A 17,115-nucleotide genomic window follows, 5' to 3' on the forward strand; every position below is an offset into this window, starting at 1 on the left:
CCCCTACATTGTTCCGGTGTTTTTGGTAGGGTCGCCATTTATGGCGAGCATCTGGGTTCTTACACTACGAATTCGAAATGCGAACCATCAGGCAACTCGATATCCAGACGCAATTTTCCCCCCGCCGCTTCGATGTAACGCTTTAGCGTTGAAAGCTTAAGATCGCGTCCCGGCTTTTCCATACCCGCAACAGTCGGTTGTTTGATATTGAGCGCCTGTGCCATTTCCACCTGAGTTTTCTGCACTTTCTCACGCAGTTCGGCAAGGTGGATATTAAGCAGCATCTCTTCCGCCATCGCTTGTGCGTTAGCAACGACTTCAGGCTTCTCATCAGCAAGAATCTGTTCCAGCGTTCTCCCCATCGCGTTACTCCTTTTCATCTCTTTTTCTCTAAGTACTCGGTAAATTCACGATCGGCCAGCGGAATCATCTCAGCATAAAAGCGCTTTTCATTTCCCACCTTGCTGCCAGCACACAAGCTCGACCTGTGTCATCAAGCGACATCAACCAGCGATCAAATCGCTCCGTCGTTTCAATCTGCCACACACTAACCTCCATTAATATAGGCCTAAAGCTATATAGGTGTAAAGCGATAATCGGAGTGTGGCGTGATGTGAGAAGAAATGCAGTAACTGTGCGTGGAAGTGTGGAGATAGGTTCCATAATGAAAAACAAAAGGATAACTGAGAAAACTTCACCCCCAACACGTCTGCGGGTATAGTCTTGGAATCATTAACGCTACTCATGGATGGGAAAATGACGAAGATCGTAGTAAACGGTGAAGATCGTACCGCTCAGCTTAAAGACTGGAGTTTAAAATACAACAAAAGTAAGCATCAATTGGAGCTCAAAGGAATTTTTCACTCCGGCAAGGAATATTCATGGCCCCTGGATGATTGCCAAATTGAGCCAACAGAATATATCAGCGGAACTCTATTACGTAAGAAAGGTACGACTAAATTTCAGAACATTGAAAGTGCCATTAAGGTCGGCGATAAATATGTGCTCTATACCTATCCTGGTAACAGCTACCGCTACCTCATGAAGGCTGATAACGCTGAGATATTTAACTCTGCCAATTATAAAGATAATGCATTATTTTCCTATCTGGTTAACACCGCAAACGCTCGCGTCAAAAGTGCATCGAGCAATCAAACTATGATTGCTCAAAACCTGGCCAATCAGCTATCAAAAATCTCCCCAATACGGGATACCGCTCTCCATGCTTATCTAACCGGGAATAATGAGAAGCGTAAATTTTCACAGAAACTTATCTATCCCTTTGGCATGAACCAAAGCCAGATGCAGGCTGTAGAGCAGGCTTTTAGTTCGCAACTTTCCGTTATTGAAGGTCCTCCGGGGACCGGTAAAACACAAACGATTCTGAATATTATTGCCAACATTTTAATAGAGAATAAAAGTGTTGCCGTGGTATCCAATAATAATGCTGCTGTAGAAAATGTCTATAAGAAACTTGAAGAGTACGGATTAGGGCATGTGGTGGCAAAACTTGGCAACAACGATAACAAGTCAACTTTTTTTGCCCAACCACCTACTTTACCAGATATACCGAAGAGTGCAGTACCGCCAAAAGAAGAGATCGCTAATGCATTCATTGAGATTAAATCGCACTTGCAGGCACAATATGATAAAGCAAGTTATCTGGCTGAAATTGACGAATTAAATATTGAGGAAAAATATCTTACTCAGTGGATGAATAACCACTCTATTTACCTGGACTGGAAAATCGATAAATATCGCCTGACACCCAAGAAAACTGCAGATTTAATGGTCCTATTGCAATCCATGACACGTGAAAAAATGGATCTGGCTGATCGCTTTGCACTTCTCTTCCGCTTTGGCATCATTGATACGCGCCCCCTTAATACTCGTGAAAAAAGAATGACTTGTTTCTATGCTCTTCAGCGTTACTATTATCGCCAACGTCTGACACTCGTAAAAGGAAAGCTTGAACAAGCTGAGAAGTCGTTAAAGCACAGTGATGTTTCGCAAGTGATTAAAAAAACCTCACAGGATTCCCTCGACTTTTTGAAGGCTCACCTGAGCCAAAATATCAGTCCAATTGAAGAGATAAACGAAGATAATTACCGTAATAATCTAAGTGCATTTTTAAAGCGTTTTCCTGTTATTGGTAGCACAACTTACTCAATTATTAGTTCCGTTGGCTCTGATAACCCGCTGGATTACATTATTATTGATGAGGCATCGCAGCAGGATATTTTACCCGGCGTATTTGCACTGGCGTGTGCGTTTAATGTAGTGATTGTCGGTGACCGCAAGCAACTCCCACACGTACCTGCGAAATTAACTATTGATATTGCAGCGCCATTAGCCGCTTACGACTGTCAACGCTATAGTATTTTGGATTCAGTATTGAGCGTATACGGTAAAAACATCCCTATAACATTGCTGAAAGAGCATTATCGCTGTCATCCTAAAATCATTCAATTCTGTAATAAACAGTTTTACGATAATCAATTAATTACAATGACACGCGATCAGGGTGAAAAAGCCTTGTCTTTAGTGATTACCGCCAAGGGTAATCATAATCGAGATAATAGTAATCTGCGAGAAATAGAGTCAATGAATGCGTTGGATTGGCATGAACACTCTCAGTGCGGATTTATTGCCCCTTATAATGCACAAGTTGATCTCTCTAAGGGCTATTTAGACCAGAGTTTTGTCAGTGCCACTGTGCATAAATTTCAGGGTCGAGAGTGTGATAAAATTGTATTTTCAACAGTGCTTGATAAAAAGGCCAGTTCGCAATCAATTGCGTTCGTTGATGATCCACAACTAATCAATGTGGCAATATCGCGCGCTAAACGTCATTTTACTCTGGTGACAGGTGATAATGTGTTTTCCCAAAAAAACCAACATATTGCCGCACTGATTCGCTATATGGAATATTATGCCGATAGCGATAACATTTTTCAAAGTCCGGTCATCTCTGCTTTCGATTTGCTTTATGAAGAGTACGATCACTCTCTTGAGAGATTAAAAAGGCGGTTAAACCCTGAAGATTCAGCCTATAAATCTGAGCAGATTGCAGCGCGTTTAATTAAAGACGCCTTAAAAATCTCGCATTTTTCAGCGCTTCGCCTACATAGCCAGATTCCACTCAAACAGTTGATTGTTATGCCGAGCAGCATCTTTACATCGCGTGAGAAACAGTTTATGGATCAAGGGGCTAGCTGCGATTTTGTGCTTTACTATTGTGTAGGAAAACAGGCCCTTGCTGTTATTGAAATTGATGGCGGCCAACATTCAGAGGCGGCACAAGCGGAACGGGATCAGCTGAAGCAATCGGTGCTCACTAAATGTGGTATCGCCTTACTCCGTCTACGCACTATTGATAGTCATATTGAAGAGAAAATTGCGGACTTTCTTACCGAAGCGCTCCAGCAGAAACAACCAAGAGTCATCGCAAGTCCGCAATTAGCTTAATCATTCACAGGCAACGCTGCCAGTTCCAGGCTGCTACGGAAATCGTTGCCGACATAATCCGTATCAATCAGCTGGCGGCGACGCAGTTCTGGCAGCAGCCCATTGAGCAGCAAATCCTGCTGATCGGTCTGGCCGAGTCCATGCAGTGAAATCACATCCAGCACGCCAGCTCGGTAACGCTGTTCAATGGCTTCGGCCAGGGTTTCTGGCGTTCCGGCAACAAACCAGTGGCCGGTCTCTTCAGCTTTGATGATCAACTCACGCAAAGTTAATCCTTCCAGCGCATAGCCACGGAAAATGGCGGCGCGCCCCTGACGACGATACACCTGCGCCAGCTCGGGAATAAAGGCGGCGGGCAGCGGTTGATCCAGCGGCAAATCGCGCAGATCCCCCTCACCGCCCAGCATATCGGCCACGCGTAATCTGCCCTGCTCGTAGTTGATGCGTTCATGCTTATCGCGCAAACGGCGCGCCACGTCAGCATCGCTGTCGCCAATGATGGCGTGGAAAGAGTTCATGATCAGCGGCGGATTGTGTTCGCGACCGAAACGTCGCGCCCGCTGCTGCACATCAGCCACGAAGGATTGTGCCGCCTCAAACGTGGGCTGCGAGGTGTAAATCACTTCGGCATAACGTGCGCCGAGCGTAACGCCCGCTTCAGATTGTCCCGCCTGAAACTGCACCGGACGGCGCTGTGGCGGCGGCGGTACGTTGAGCGGACCTGCCACCTGGAAATAGTCACCGCGATAATTAATCGGATGCAGTTTAGTGTGGTCGAGCTTAATGCCACCGCTGGCGGTGCGCTGCACTGCTGCGCGTTCATTGGCGTCATACAGCGCGTTCATCACTTCGATAAATTCGGTGGCGCGCGCGTAGCGCTCCTGCGGTGGCGGCAGCTGGCTTTCACCAAAGTTCTCTTCGCCAACCGATGAGGTCACCGCATTCCAGCCCGCGCGGCCGCCGCTGATATGATCGAGCGTGCCAACCTGACGCGCCAGATTATACGGATGCAGCCAGCTGGTGCTGACGGTGGCGATCAAGCCGATATGCGAGGTCACCTGGCTCAATGCCGCTAGCGCAATCAGCGGATCTTGCGTGCCGGTGGTGCCCGCTAATCCGGCCGGATCGGCCTGCAACAAATCGGCGGTGAACAGCCCGGTAATCTTTTCGCGCTCGGCAATTTTCGCCAGTTCAATGGCGCGCGTGATGCCCACGCCCGGCTGGCTATCATTGACGGCGGAAATCACGCTGCTGGCGCCGACCAGCGTTTTCAGTTTTCTGCGATAGGTTTGCGACACAACACTCTCCTTTATAATTGTCGCGCGAAATCCGCTTTGACATGGTTTAAGGCGTCCGCATCGGTCAGCAGACGTAAGCCGGTGCGTGCCAGCACGCGCGCGCCAATCAGCAGCGCCTGATAGCCGCGCTCGGAGTTGGCCGCTTCACGGAATGGCACGGTGTGGAAAATCAGATCGTCGGGGCCGATTTTCAGCCACGGATGCGCTGTCGGCACCGCATGGCTGATGTCGCCAGCATCGGTGGAAACTTTGTTCTTCTGCGGTGACAGATCGACGGTTTCGCCTGCCGCCGTGAACTCCTCCAGCAGCAAGGCATCCAGCGCTGCGTTCAGTTTGAAATCGCGTGGGCCAATCTGATGATCAATCTCGACGCGTGCGCCGGTTGCCAGCGCCACGCCTTCAGCGATGGCACGCAGACGCGGCTCAAGAGATTCCACCACTTCGCGGCTGTCAGCGCGGATGTAGTAATGCGCCGACGCGTATTCCGGGATGACATTCGGGGCCTGGCCGCCGTTGGTGATAATGCCGTGCACGCGCACGCCATCCGGCAGTTGCTGACGCATTACGCTGATGCCGTTGTAGAGCAGCACCAGCGCATCCAGCGCGTTGATGCCTTCGTGTGGCGCGCTGGCGGCGTGCGATGGCTTGCCATAGAAGTGGAAATAGAGATGATTATTGGCCAGTGTGGATTCGGTCAGCCGGGTTTTGCCCGCGGGATGCACCATCAACGCCACGTCGACATCTTTGAGGTATCCGGCTTCGACAAAGCGCTTTTTCACGTTGCCTTTCGGGCCGCCCGGTCCGGCTAATCCGCCCTCTTCCGCTGGCGTGCCTAACACCACCACGCGTCCGCCGGTTTGATCCAGCACCTGCGACAGCGTGATGGCTGCCGCCACGCTGGTGGTGCCAATCAGGTTGTGACCGCAGGCGTGGCCGATGCCGATCAGCGCGTCATATTCTGCGAGGAAAGCGATGGTGGGGCCCGGTTTGTCACTGGACTTGACCGCATAGAACGCCGTTTCATGACCGGCGACGTTGCGCGTGACGGCAAAACCCTGCGCCGTGAGTAGCTGGGTGAGCTGCTCGCTGGCGAAATATTCGTTGTTGCCGGTTTCGGGGTTTTGAAATATCGCTTTGGCGACCGAGATGAATTTAGCGCTGTTCTGTTCGAGGGTGTTTTCGAGCGTAAGCTGAAGCGGATTCAGCGACATGAGCATTCTCCTTGTTGCATATCGGTCGCCATAAATGGCGACCCTACGTGAATTTGTAGGGTGGCCATTCATGGCCACCGTTTAAATGGCCGCAATAATTTGGGGTGTGAATCAATGACGTTTATCGATGTGCTGCACCAATCGATCGCCGACCCACTGAATGCCGCACACCAGCACAATCAGCACCGCGATCACTGCGATCATCACCGAGGTTTCAAAGCGCTGATAACCGTAGCGGATCGCCAGATCACCCAGTCCGCCGGCGCCAATCGCGCCGGCCATTGCCGAAGCGCCAATCAGCGCGACGAGCGTGACGACAAAACCAGACAGAATGCCGGGCAGCGCTTCCGGGATCAGCACATCCCAGACAATGCGCAACTTGCTGGCACCCATGGCGCGCACCGCATCAATCAACCCGCGATCGACATCACGCAGCGACACTTCCGCCACGCGCGCAAAGTACGGCGTGGCGGTGATCGACAGCGGCACAATCGCTGCCCAGGTGCCGAGCGAGGTGCCGACCAGAAAACGGGTAAAGGGGATCAGCGCCACCAGCAGAATAATGAACGGCAGCGAGCGGAAGCTGTTGATGATCAAGCCCAGCACGCGATTAACGCCGCGATGTTCGGCGATGCCGCCAGGGCTGGTCATCACCAGAATCAAGCCGAGCGGCAAACCCGCCACCAGCGAAAACAGGCCGGAAATCACCGTCATTAATACCGTTTCGCCTAGCGCATTAACTAAAAGATCAATCATCACTGGCGACATAACCCACCCACTCCACTTGAGCCTGCTGCGCGTGCAGCCAGCTGAGAATCTGTTGCTCGTCGGCCGCATTCGCCGCCGGGAGCGCAATAAAGAAACGCACCACCGCGTAGTGCTGGATGTGATCGATGCCGCCCTGCAGCAAGCGGAATTTGCCCGGCAGCGCGCCGGCAAAACGGGTTAACAGATCGCCCTGCGCATCGTCACCGGCAAAGTGCACACTGTAGATGGCATCGCCCTGCTTCTCATCGCTGAGGCGCGCGGCAATATTTTCCGGCAGCTGCGGCAGCAAACCGCGCAGCAGCGTGCGCGTCAATTGCGACCTGGGATGCGCAAACACCTGCCACACCGGTCCTTGTTCGATGATTTCTCCGGCATCAATCACCGCCACGCGATGCGCCACGGATTTGATCACTTCCATCTCATGAGTGATCAGCAGGATGGTGATGCCGAGTTTTTGATTCAGGGATTTGAGCAGCGCCAGAATCGAGCGCGTGGTTTCCGGATCAAGCGCGGAGGTGGCTTCGTCGCACAGCAGCAGCGCCGGGCTTGCCGCCAGCGCGCGGGCAATGCCAACGCGCTGTTTTTGGCCGCCAGATAACGCCGCCGGATAGCTTTGCGCTTTGTCCGCCAGCCCCACCAGCTCGAGCAGTTCCGCTACGCGCTGCTGGCGCTGCGCTTTATCCATGCCGGCAATTTTCAGCGGTAGCGCCACGTTCTGCGCCACCGTTTTGGCCGATAACAGATTGAAGTGCTGAAACACCATGCCAACGCGACTGCGCACCGTTTGCAGCTGTTTTTCCGACAGGCCGGTAATGTTGCGGCCTTCAATTTCAATGACGCCTTCATCAGGTTGTTCCAGTCCGTTGAGACAGCGGATCAGCGTGGATTTACCCGCGCCGCTGCGTCCAATCAGGCCAAGAATTTCGCCTTTCTGCACCGTCAACGAGATATCGCGCAGCGCCTGGGTTGATCCAAAGCGACGTGACACGCCTTGCAGGCGCACCACGCTGCCGCTGTCGCGAAACGTCACCTGCGCCCCGTCATGCGTGCTTTCCGCCACGCCACGTTTCACGGCGGTAAAGGGCGTTTCGACTGCTGAGAATAGCGTCATCTTTTTCGTTCCTTACCAGGCCGTTTCGCCCGTGCCTTTGTAGACTTTGTCAAACACGGTCTTCACGGCATCGTTCTGATAAGACGCCACCAGCGTTTTCACCCACGGCGCGCTGACGTTCTCTTTCTTCACCGCAATAAAGTTGTTGTACGGATTATCTTTTACCGGCTCCTGCGCAATGCGATCTGCGGCGGTCAGGCCACTTTTCAGCGCCCAATCGGTGTTGACGACGGCGGCATCCAGATCTGGAACGGAGCGGCCGATGATGCCGGAATCCAGCTCTTTGATTTTCAGATGATGCGGATTGGCGGTGATATCCGCGGTGGTGGCCGCGATGCCGACGCCCGGCTTCAGCTTGATCAGGCCTTGTTGCTCAAGCAGCACCAGACCGCGCGCTTCGTTAGAGGGATCGTTTGGCACGCCAATCACCGCGCCCTCTTTCAACGCTTTGGCGCTTTTCACTTTCTTCGAGTAGAGACCAATCGGCCACACGGCGGTATCGCCAACGCGCACGATGTCGTAGTGATTCACCTTGATTTGGTTATTGAGGAACGGCTGATGCTGGAAGGCGTTGGCATCCACTTCGCCGTTTTGCAGCGCTTCGTTCGGCTGGTTGTAATCGTTGAAGATCACGGTTTTCACCGTTAAGCCTTTTGCCGCCGCCTGTTTGATCACTTCGCGCCAGACATCTTCATCTTCGCCGCTGATGATGCCGACTTTTACCGAGGTTTTATCCGCTGCGTGCGCGATGGATAACGGCGACAGCGCCGCGCTGGCCAGCAGCAAAGCCCCAGCACTTAACAAGAATTTATTTTTTACCGACGACAGACGTGTGTGCATAAAAAGCTTCCTAATCGTTATAATTGCGCGAGTCAAAATAAGCTGTCGTAACGACAGATGACCGCAGTATACGCAGATGCTTATTCCTGCATTATGATTTATTCAGGAAAGCTATTCCTGAAAAGAATAAAGCTGCCGTGCGGCTCGCATCGCCACCAGCGAGAAAATGGCTGTGTTATCCTTTCCTTTTGATGGATTTATTACTGAGCGCTATGTCGGACACCACAACTAAACGCAAAAATGACCCTGAAGGGCTGAAGAAACGCATCCTTGCCGGTGCGCTGAAGATGTTCGCCGAGTTCGGCATGCAGGGCGCGCGGCTGGAGCAGATCGCTGAGCACGCGCAAACCACCAAACGCATGGTGGTGTACCACTTCAGCAATAAAGAGCAGCTTTATATTGAGGTGCTGGAGCAGGTGTATCAGGCGATTCGTGAGCACGAAACGGGCCTCAATCTCGCCGAGATGGAGCCGGAACTGGCAATGACCAAACTGGTGGAAGCCAGCTTCGATTACCACGTTTCCCACCCGGACTTTATGCGGCTGGTGTGTACCGAAAACCTGCTGCGCGGGCGCTACATCATGCAATCCGAACGTATCAAGGCATTGAATAAGAGTGCGCTCGATCTGCTGGATGACATTCTGACGCGCGGCCAGCAGCAAGGGCTGTTTATTGATGGGCTGGACACCGTCGACGTGCACCGCTTGCTCAGCAGCATTTGTGTGCACCACGTCTCTAATCGTTACACCTTTCACACGCTGTTCACGCCAAACGATAGCGAGGAAGACAGCATCCGTCGTAACCGTCAGTTAGCCGTCACCGCCACGCTGCGTTACGTGCGCAAAGCCCCGTAGACTGCGGCTTTGCAGTGATGGTCTACGCTTTAAATCCTGGGACCGTCACAGACCTCAATTTAAGGAACGCCGTAGTGAACAAAGACCCCCACCTTTATCCCTTACGCCATACGCACAATACTGACCAGGACAGCGCACTGTGGAACTGGGCGCAAAACACGGTGGTTGGTCAGCGCAGTCAGTTACAACAGCCGCAAACTGAAGCGGAGTTACAACAACTGCTGCGCGCCGCCAGCGGCAAAGTGCGCGTACTGGGCAGTCGCTTGTCGCCGGGCCGCATGCTGGGCGTGAATGAGCAGGATTTGCTGCTGGATCTCAGCGCGTTCAATGGCGTGATTGCGCAAGATGCCGACAGCGTCACCTTTGCCGCCGGCACGCCGCTGGAGCAGGTTTACAGCACCTTAACCGGGATGGATCGCATGCTGGCCTCGTCCCCGGGTGTGATCGCGGTGCAAACGCTGGCGGGCGCGATGGCCACCGGCACGCACGGCCAGGGTTTGGCGCAAAGCTCAATCGCCGATGAAGCGCTACGCATCCGCATGGTGTTAGCCGACGGCAGCGTGCGTGAATTCGTGCGCGGCGAGCCCGATTTCGCCGCCGCGCAGGTTTCGCTCGGCACCTTAGGCATTGTTACCGCCGTGACGCTGCGTACCCGCCCTTTCCGCCTGTTTACCTGCCACAAGTTTGCCGTCTCCGCCGATACGCTGGAAAAGGATCTGGTGGAGTGGAATCAGCAGTATGAGATGAGCAAAGCCTGGTGGTTTGTCGATGACAACCTGATGCACGTATGGAACGCGCATGAAGCCAGCGACGAAGAGGCTGAAGCCTGGCATGCCAATCAGCGTGAGGTGATTGAGCATGGCGATGACACCGACAGCAGCCTGAATGAGACCATCGATCAGACGCTGGCACAGATGCATCGCGATACGCAGATTCACGGAAAAGGCGGCAAACAGTTCCGCACCGTGACGCGCTTCCGCGATTTCACCGACATCAGTGGCGATATCTATCAGCTGTTTTGTCGCGGTATTGCCGTACCGCAGATCAACGTCGAAATCGGCGTGCCGCTGGAGAAAACGCCGGAGATTATCAGCAAGATCAAAGCGTGGTATGCCGAGAATCATCCGCATATGCACTATCCGATCATTCTACGTTGTACCGGCGCGTCTGAAGCCTGGCTCAGTCCGGCGTATCAGCACGCTACCTGCTTCTTCGGCTTCGTGGTCTATTACGCCGATGACGGTTCGCTGTCGCAGGATGGCCTGCATTTTCTCACTGAGGTGGAGAAGCTGCTGGCAGCCGAAGGCGGACGTCCGCACTGGGGCAAATATTACGACCCGCAGCGCTATCAGTGGCGCGATATCTATCCGCAGTGGGACGCTTTCCGCGCGGTGCGCAATCAGCTCGATCCGCAACGCCGTTTTAGCAATGACTATGTCACTGCTTTGTTTGATTAAGTTTGAGGGGGAGAAACCATGTTTGCATGGGTAACGCTGTTAACGCAGCCGGACTATTTTATTGGCGTGAAGGCGCTGCACCGCTCGGTGAAACCCGTTGGCCGCTGATTGTGATGGTCACCGATGCCATCGATCTGGAGACGCGTGAAGCCTTGCAAGCGCTGGGCTGCGTAATCCATTCGGTGGATCCGCTGATGCCAAATGCCGAACTGGAGCAGCATTACGCTTCGGCGCAGTTCGGTGAAGTGTGGAGCAAACTGCGCGCGTGGGAGTTGGTGGATTGCGAGCGCGTGGTGTTTCTCGATGCCGATATGCTGGTGCTGCGCAATATGGATGAGCTGTTTACGCTCGATCTGGGCAAGCATGCGCTGGCAGCGTGTCACGCCTGTCGCTGCAATCCCAACAAGATCGCCAGCTATCCGGCCAGCTGGCAGCCGGAGAGTTGTCACTATACCTGGCAGGATCGCGGCGAACCGGCACCCTCCACGCTTGATCGCTATCTGAACGGCGGTTTCCTGGTGCTGAAGCCGGATCTGGCGGTGTTTGAGTGGCTGCAGGAGAAAGTGGCGGGCATTACCGATTTGCGTCGCTATCCGTTCTCCGAGCAGGATTTACTCAATGAAGTGTTCGAAGATCGTTGGCTGCCGCTTTCGTATAAATACAATGCGCTGAAAACCTTGCCATTCCAGCACAGCAAGATGTGGCGCGAAGATGAAGTGAAGAACCTGCACTTCATTCTGGCGAAACCGTGGAAACGCGATTTGAATCAGCCCGAGTCGGAACGCGACCGTTATTACGCGCTGGATAAGCTGTGGTGGGCGTTGGCGGCGGAATAAAAAAAACAGCGCGATGATTATCGCGCTGTTTCATATGAATTGCGCATTACTGCGCGCCAGGTCGCCATGAATGGCGACCCTACGATTTATTGCGCTTTTGGCTCGCCCATCGCTTTCAACTTCTTCGACAGCTCGCGACGCTCTTTGGAGAGGTCAGCGTTTTTGATGATGTACTCATCAACGCGGTCTTCATAGTCCACACGCATGCTGGCGATAATTTCCTGCACCGCCTCGATGCTCATGCCTGGTTTGATGTATTCACTCAGGTTGTCCAGCAGCAGCACACGTTTCTGGTTATCACGGACTTTCTTCTCGTTATCCACGATTTCGCGCTGCAGTTTGTTTTTACGACGGAACATACGCACAAACTCCAGTACGTCCTGAAATGATTGCTTGGCATTTTCCATGTTGGCACCTTTCTTGAGGCCTGCGTCGGCAGGCGGAATAGTCATAACGTTTAGCTTAGCGGCTTGGCCGCCAGGGTTGCAATTCTCACCGCTAAATTCGGACTGGCGCTTATCTTAACGCAAAGAAAGGGTGATTCACATTAAGTCATTGCCTGAGAAAACTATTTACGCAGCGCCAGACGCACTAAATCGGTCATACGCTCCAGCTGACGCGCCTGTTCAAGGCTCAGCCAGACGTAACCGTAAATCGCCGTGGTTTCAGAACGTCCGCTGCGATTGGCAATTAGCTGCTCCAGTTCCTGGGTGATCTCCTCCAGCGCGTGACTATTGGCGGTGATCTGCTCGGTTTCGCCTTTCACCATCAGCGTTGCCAGCGCATTCAACGTGTCTTCAGTCATCTGCTGGGTGCGACGCAGCGTGGGCGCGTTGAGCATAATCAAGTGGCTTTCACGTGACGACCACCATGCATCAATCTGCATCTGCATGGTGTTCACCATATTACGGTTAATCGTTTGGATCGCCTCAAACACCGATTTCGGAATGCGCGTCTCTTTGCTCGCCGGTTCCAGCAGCGCACGCATTTTGATCACGCCGCTCAGCAGTTTCTGGAAAGGTTTATTCAGCCGCGGTTTCTCCAGCAGATTGGCGGAGAAGCCGGTGTGATGCAGCTTGGCCATGGCAATAAACGCATCCGATAGCTGGATACGCCAATGTGTATACGCGCGTTGCGCCCAGATGGCGCTAAACAGCAGCGCCATCAGCGAACCAAGAATCACGTCGCCGCCGCGCCACATGGCGATGGTGAAATCCCCGGCCGGTGCGCCTACCACCACGCCGAGCGTGATACCGATCAACAACGCCATGTAGGGATGCTTGCCCAGCGTCAAATAGCCGCAGACCACCATCACGATGGCGCACCACACCAGCATGACCGGCAGCGAAAATAGCTCAAGTTTGAGCGCGATTAGGCCGGATATCAGACCGGCGAAGGTGCCGCTAATACGCTGCACTACGCGCGGCAGCACGTTGCCCCAGGTAGAAATCGGCCCCATCACCACTACCAGCGTAATCAGCGGCCAGGTGCCTTCGGGAATGTCTGTGAGGCGTACAAACAGGAAGCACAGCACAAAGGCGATAGCGATGCGCACGCCGTGCACGGCGCGATAGTGGCGGTAGAACCAGAACTCAATCTGCGAGATGGGCTTGTCAGCGCGTAACATGGTTGTCCGGGAACGCTAAAAATTTGCGCGCTATGTTACCCTGGCAACGGCTGCATCATCAGGGTCGAACGCAATTATTTTTCGTGTTTTGCTGAAATACAACATGGGTGTTACATCTAATTTTCCCAATGGAAACATTGATGTAACGCAATGGGTTTGGTGCGGTTATTGATAAGGTCGCCATGAATGGCGACCCTACGGGTGCGGTTGTGTAGGGTCGCCATTTATGGTGACCGAACGGGTGCGGTTTTGTAGGGTCGCCATTTAGGGTGACCGCGTAATTTAATCAGCCGCACGTACCGGAATATACATATCCACCAACCAGTCGCCGCTGTCAGATCCATCAGAAAGGTAATGCTCAAAGCACGGACGATTGTCCACTTGCCAGCCGCCCTGCGCATTTAAGCTATCGAACAAACTGCGCCACGCGCTGAAGAAATCGTTGTTAAGCACTTCAACACGCGCGTGAAAATAGCGGCCGCCCGGCAATAAGCCTTTTTCGATATCGTCGCCCGCCGCCGGAATCATCTCCTCTGGCGCGGTAATCACCGTTTCCACGCGCAGCGCTTCAGGCGGAAGCTCCTGCGGATTGCCGTAATAGATCGCCAGCCATTCGCCTTCAACCTTGTGCTCGCTCACCCAGCTTTTCAGCTGGTTAAAGCCGCGCGGCACGGTTTCCTGCCACGGACCTTGCAGATGATAACCGAGCCAGCTTTGCGGATTACGTTCAACAATCGATGCTTTCATAACTTGCCTCTCATCAGCAGCAGAAACAGCGATTGTGCCATCACCGCCGCAGCACGGCGACGATGATGACGCGGAAATACGCGACGGATTACAGTTTCTGTTTCACGTAATCGCTGATGCGCGTCATGATGCCAGCCTGATCAACCGCTTGCAGCGCGTAGAGCGGATAGCTTGCCAGCTGCTTATCTTTATCCATCACCTGAATTTCACCAATCTGCTCGCCCGCTTTCAGCGGCGCTTCCAGATCTTTACGATCGATAACGTATTTCGCCATCACGTTGGCCACTTCGGTGCGCGGCAGCGACAGGTAGATATCCTGCGTGGTACCGACATCCACTTTATGCGGATTGCCATACCAGACGTTTTCGCTGCCGATTTTTTTGCCTGCGTGGAACAGCTGCACGGTATCAAAGGTGTTTTGGCCCCACACCAGCAGCTTGCGCGCCTGATCTTCACGTCCTTTCGGGCTCTTTCCGCCCATGATCACCGCGATCAAGCGATGACGCCCAACGACGTTGGAGGCGATGATGTTAAAGCCAGCGCTTTCGGTGTGGCCGGTTTTCAGGCCATCGACGTGCAGATTTTGATCCCACAGCAAGCCGTTGCGGTTGTTCTGGGTGATGCCGTTCCAGCTCAGGGTTTTCTCACCGTACATGGCGTAGAAATCGGGCTCGCCGCTGATGATAGCGCGCGACAGCACTGCCAGATCGCGTGCGGTGGTGTGCTGACCCGGCGCATCAAGGCCGTGCACGGTTTCGAAATGGGTGTGCGACAGACCGAGCTTCTGCACATAGCTGTTCATCATGGTAACGAAGCTGCCTTCGCTGCCAGCCACGTGATCCGCCAGCGCCACGCAGGCATCGTTACCCGAATCGATAATCACGCCACGCATCAGGTCGCGCACCGTGACCTGATCGCCCGGCTTGAGGAACATCAGCGAAGAACCTTTAAACACCGGATTGCCCGCACCCCACGCATCTTTGCCAATGGTGACTTTGTCATCGCGGCTGATTTTGTTCTGATCGATCGCGCGATCCACGACATAACCGGTCATCAGTTTGGTCAGGCTGGCCGGATTACGCTCTTCATCCGGATTGCCGGCAGTGAGAATTTGTCCGGTTGTGGCGTCCATCAACACCCACGAAGCCGCATCAATCGGCGGTGGCGTCAGGGGAAATGGCATGCTGTCGTCGGCCTGCGCCAACGATGCCCAAATAATCATTCCAGATACAGTTACCAGCAGACGCCTTTTCAACACTTCTTCCTCAAAATCAAAAAATGAATTTACCGCCGCACGTTTTACGGCAAATAGCGCTTACAGATCTGAATAAATTGAAAAAAAGTATGAACTGCGCATAAATGCTGCGCGCCCGCTCGCAGCGAGGATGATCGAGGTTGTACTGCTATCCAGGGACGACTATCCTGTGCGTTGATTCTCCATTGCCAGGATAACGCCGTGCCCGCCTCTGAGTTCACCTTCTTATTTCACGATTATGAAACCTTCGGTAAAAGCCCGTCGCTGGACCGTCCTGCGCAGTTTGCGGGCCTGCGTACCGACAAAGAATTCAACGCGGTAGGTGAACCGCAGGTGTTTTATTGCCAGCCAGCCGACGATTATTTGCCGCAGCCGGAAGCGGTGATGATCACCGGCATTACGCCGCAAACCGCCAAAGCGCGTGGCGTAACAGAAGCAGCGTTTGCCGAACGCATTCACGGCCTGTTTAGCGAGCCGCAAACCTGTGTGATTGGTTACAACAATGTGCGCTTCGACGATGAAGTGACCCGCAATATCTTCTATCGCAACTTCTATGATCCGTACGGCTGGAGCTGGCAAAACGGCAATTCACGCTGGGATTTACTCGATGTGATGCGCGCCTGCTACGCGTTGCGCCCGGAAGGCATTGAGTGGCCGGAAAATGACGATGGCTTTCCAAGCTTTAAGCTGGAGCATCTCACCAGGGCCAACGGTGTGGCGCACGAGCAAGCGCACGATGCGATGTCGGACGTTTATGCCACGCTGGCGATGGCGAAACTGGTGAAAGAGAAGCAGCCGAAGCTGTTTGAGTTTCTGTTTACCCATCGCAACAAACAGAAACTGATGACGCTGATTGATATCCCGCAGATGAAACCGCTGGTGCACGTCTCCGGCATGTTCGGCGCGGCGCGCGGTAACACCAGCTGGATTGTGCCGCTGGCGTGGCATCCGGATAATCGTAATGCGCTGATTGTCGCCGATCTGGCCGGTGATATGTCGCCGCTGCTGGAGCTTGGGTCAGATGAACTGCGTGAGCGTTTGTATACCCGTCACAGCGATTTGGGCGATCTGCCTGCGGTGCCGATCAAGCTGGTGCATATTAATAAGTGTCCGGTGCTGGCGCCCGCGAGCACGCTGCGTCCGGAAGATGCCGCACGCCTGAATATCGATCGTCAGCAGTGTCTCGCTAACCTTAAGCTGCTGCGCGAACACGCGGAAATGCGTGAGAAAGTGGTGGCGCTGTTTGCCGACGCCGAACCGTTTACGCCCTCGGATGATGTGGATGCGCAGTTGTATGACGGTTTCTTCAGCGACGCCGATCGCGCGGGTATGAATATTATCCGTCAGACGCCGCCGCAAAACTTACCGGCGCTGGATTTGAGCTTCGAAGATAAGCGCATTGCTAAGCTATTGTTCCGCTATCGCGCACGTAATTTCCCTGGCACGCTGGATGACGCCGAGCAGCAGCGCTGGCTGCAGCATCGCCGCGAAGCGTTGAATGCTGAGCGCGTGCAGGCGTTTCTATTGGAACTGGAGTCGCTGGCGAGTTTGCATGAGGGGAATGCGGAGAAGATGGCACAGCTGAAAGCGCTGTATTTGTATGCGCAGGAGCTGGTGTCTTAGTTTGTCCTCTGCGGTTTGAT

Annotated in this window: 14 protein-coding genes and 2 pseudogenes; 5 read left to right on the plus strand and 11 right to left on the minus strand. The window is 53.6% G+C overall.

Annotated features, from left to right (window positions below; all coding sequences use genetic code 11):
* Window positions 1-59 precede the first annotated feature (59 nt).
* Together RTM06_RS04285 and RTM06_RS22755 are read right to left on the minus strand one after the other, a co-directional pair.
* The gene (locus RTM06_RS04285; RefSeq protein WP_008104780.1) at window positions 60-362 is read right to left on the minus strand and encodes a helix-turn-helix domain-containing protein; all 303 of its coding nucleotides are present in this window, start codon (window positions 360-362) and stop codon (window positions 60-62) included.
* Window positions 363-376: 14 nt separating this feature from the next.
* A pseudogene (locus RTM06_RS22755) lies at window positions 377-478 on the minus strand (diaminopimelate decarboxylase); the annotation flags it as partial.
* Between the two features lie 278 nt (window positions 479-756).
* Here RTM06_RS22755 and RTM06_RS04290 point away from each other — a divergent pair.
* Entirely contained in the window at window positions 757-3,468 is a 2,712-nt protein-coding gene (locus RTM06_RS04290) for an AAA domain-containing protein (RefSeq protein WP_312180169.1), read from the plus strand.
* On the opposite strand, the gene RTM06_RS04295 is transcribed toward RTM06_RS04290, so the two are convergent.
* The 5 genes from RTM06_RS04295 to RTM06_RS04315 form a co-directional block, all read right to left on the minus strand.
* A complete protein-coding gene (locus RTM06_RS04295; RefSeq protein WP_312180171.1) occupies window positions 3,465-4,766 on the minus strand; it encodes an NtaA/DmoA family FMN-dependent monooxygenase in 1,302 nt (433 codons plus the stop codon). The two genes, RTM06_RS04290 and RTM06_RS04295, sit on opposite strands and share 4 nt — an antisense overlap.
* Window positions 4,767-4,777: 11 nt before the next feature.
* Window positions 4,778-5,977 carry a M20 family metallopeptidase gene (locus RTM06_RS04300; RefSeq protein WP_312180173.1) on the minus strand — a complete coding sequence of 400 codons (1,200 nt, stop codon included), beginning with the start codon at window positions 5,975-5,977 and terminating at the stop codon, window positions 4,778-4,780.
* Window positions 5,978-6,088: 111 nt separating this feature from the next.
* Window positions 6,089-6,745: a methionine ABC transporter permease gene (locus RTM06_RS04305; RefSeq protein ID WP_312180175.1), complete on the minus strand. Its 657-nt coding sequence runs from the start codon at window positions 6,743-6,745 to the stop codon at window positions 6,089-6,091.
* A complete protein-coding gene (locus RTM06_RS04310; RefSeq protein ID WP_312180177.1) occupies window positions 6,726-7,856 on the minus strand; it encodes an ATP-binding cassette domain-containing protein in 1,131 nt (376 codons plus the stop codon). The genes RTM06_RS04305 and RTM06_RS04310 overlap by 20 nt, the downstream gene beginning before the upstream one ends.
* A gap of 12 nt (window positions 7,857-7,868) precedes the next feature.
* Window positions 7,869-8,696 carry a MetQ/NlpA family lipoprotein gene (locus RTM06_RS04315; protein WP_312180179.1) on the minus strand — a complete coding sequence of 276 codons (828 nt, stop codon included), beginning with the start codon at window positions 8,694-8,696 and terminating at the stop codon, window positions 7,869-7,871.
* 212 nt (window positions 8,697-8,908) lie between these two features.
* On the opposite strand from RTM06_RS04315, the gene RTM06_RS04320 reads away from it, so the two are divergent.
* The 3 genes and pseudogenes from RTM06_RS04320 to RTM06_RS04330 all read left to right on the plus strand — a co-directional run bounded on the left by RTM06_RS04320 (window position 8,909) and on the right by RTM06_RS04330 (window position 11,843).
* A complete protein-coding gene (locus tag RTM06_RS04320; protein WP_154157341.1) occupies window positions 8,909-9,550 on the plus strand; it encodes a TetR family transcriptional regulator in 642 nt (213 codons plus the stop codon).
* Between the two features lie 74 nt (window positions 9,551-9,624).
* Window positions 9,625-11,007: a D-arabinono-1,4-lactone oxidase gene (locus RTM06_RS04325; RefSeq protein ID WP_312180184.1), complete on the plus strand. Its 1,383-nt coding sequence runs from the start codon at window positions 9,625-9,627 to the stop codon at window positions 11,005-11,007.
* A gap of 18 nt (window positions 11,008-11,025) precedes the next feature.
* Window positions 11,026-11,843, plus strand: a pseudogene (locus RTM06_RS04330) (glycosyltransferase family 8 protein).
* 86 nt (window positions 11,844-11,929) lie between these two features.
* Here RTM06_RS04330 and tmaR read toward each other — a convergent pair.
* From tmaR to dacD, 4 genes are all read right to left on the minus strand, one after another.
* Complete coding sequence (gene tmaR, locus RTM06_RS04335) at window positions 11,930-12,250, minus strand: PTS system regulator TmaR (protein ID WP_008110563.1); 321 nt, start codon at window positions 12,248-12,250, stop codon at window positions 11,930-11,932.
* Window positions 12,251-12,411: 161 nt separating this feature from the next.
* Window positions 12,412-13,470 (minus strand): FUSC family protein, encoded by a 1,059-nt coding sequence (locus RTM06_RS04340; RefSeq protein WP_008110562.1) that lies wholly within the window; start codon window positions 13,468-13,470, stop codon window positions 12,412-12,414.
* Window positions 13,471-13,752: 282 nt separating this feature from the next.
* Complete coding sequence (locus RTM06_RS04345; RefSeq protein ID WP_312180186.1) at window positions 13,753-14,217, minus strand: GyrI-like domain-containing protein; 465 nt, start codon at window positions 14,215-14,217, stop codon at window positions 13,753-13,755.
* 88 nt (window positions 14,218-14,305) lie between these two features.
* On the minus strand, window positions 14,306-15,472 hold the full coding sequence (gene dacD, locus RTM06_RS04350) for a serine-type D-Ala-D-Ala carboxypeptidase DacD (RefSeq protein ID WP_312180187.1): 1,167 nt from the start codon (window positions 15,470-15,472) through the stop codon (window positions 14,306-14,308).
* A 201-nt stretch (window positions 15,473-15,673) separates the two neighbouring features.
* Here dacD and sbcB point away from each other — a divergent pair, with 201 nt between their 5' ends.
* Window positions 15,674-17,095, plus strand: coding sequence for an exodeoxyribonuclease I (gene sbcB, locus RTM06_RS04355; protein ID WP_312180189.1), 1,422 nt, complete (start codon window positions 15,674-15,676; stop codon window positions 17,093-17,095).
* Window positions 17,096-17,115 lie beyond the last annotated feature (20 nt).

The sequence above is a fragment of the Pantoea sp. CTOTU46764 genome, assembly GCF_031974595.1.
Classification (GTDB): Bacteria; Pseudomonadota; Gammaproteobacteria; order Enterobacterales; family Enterobacteriaceae; genus Pantoea; species Pantoea trifolii.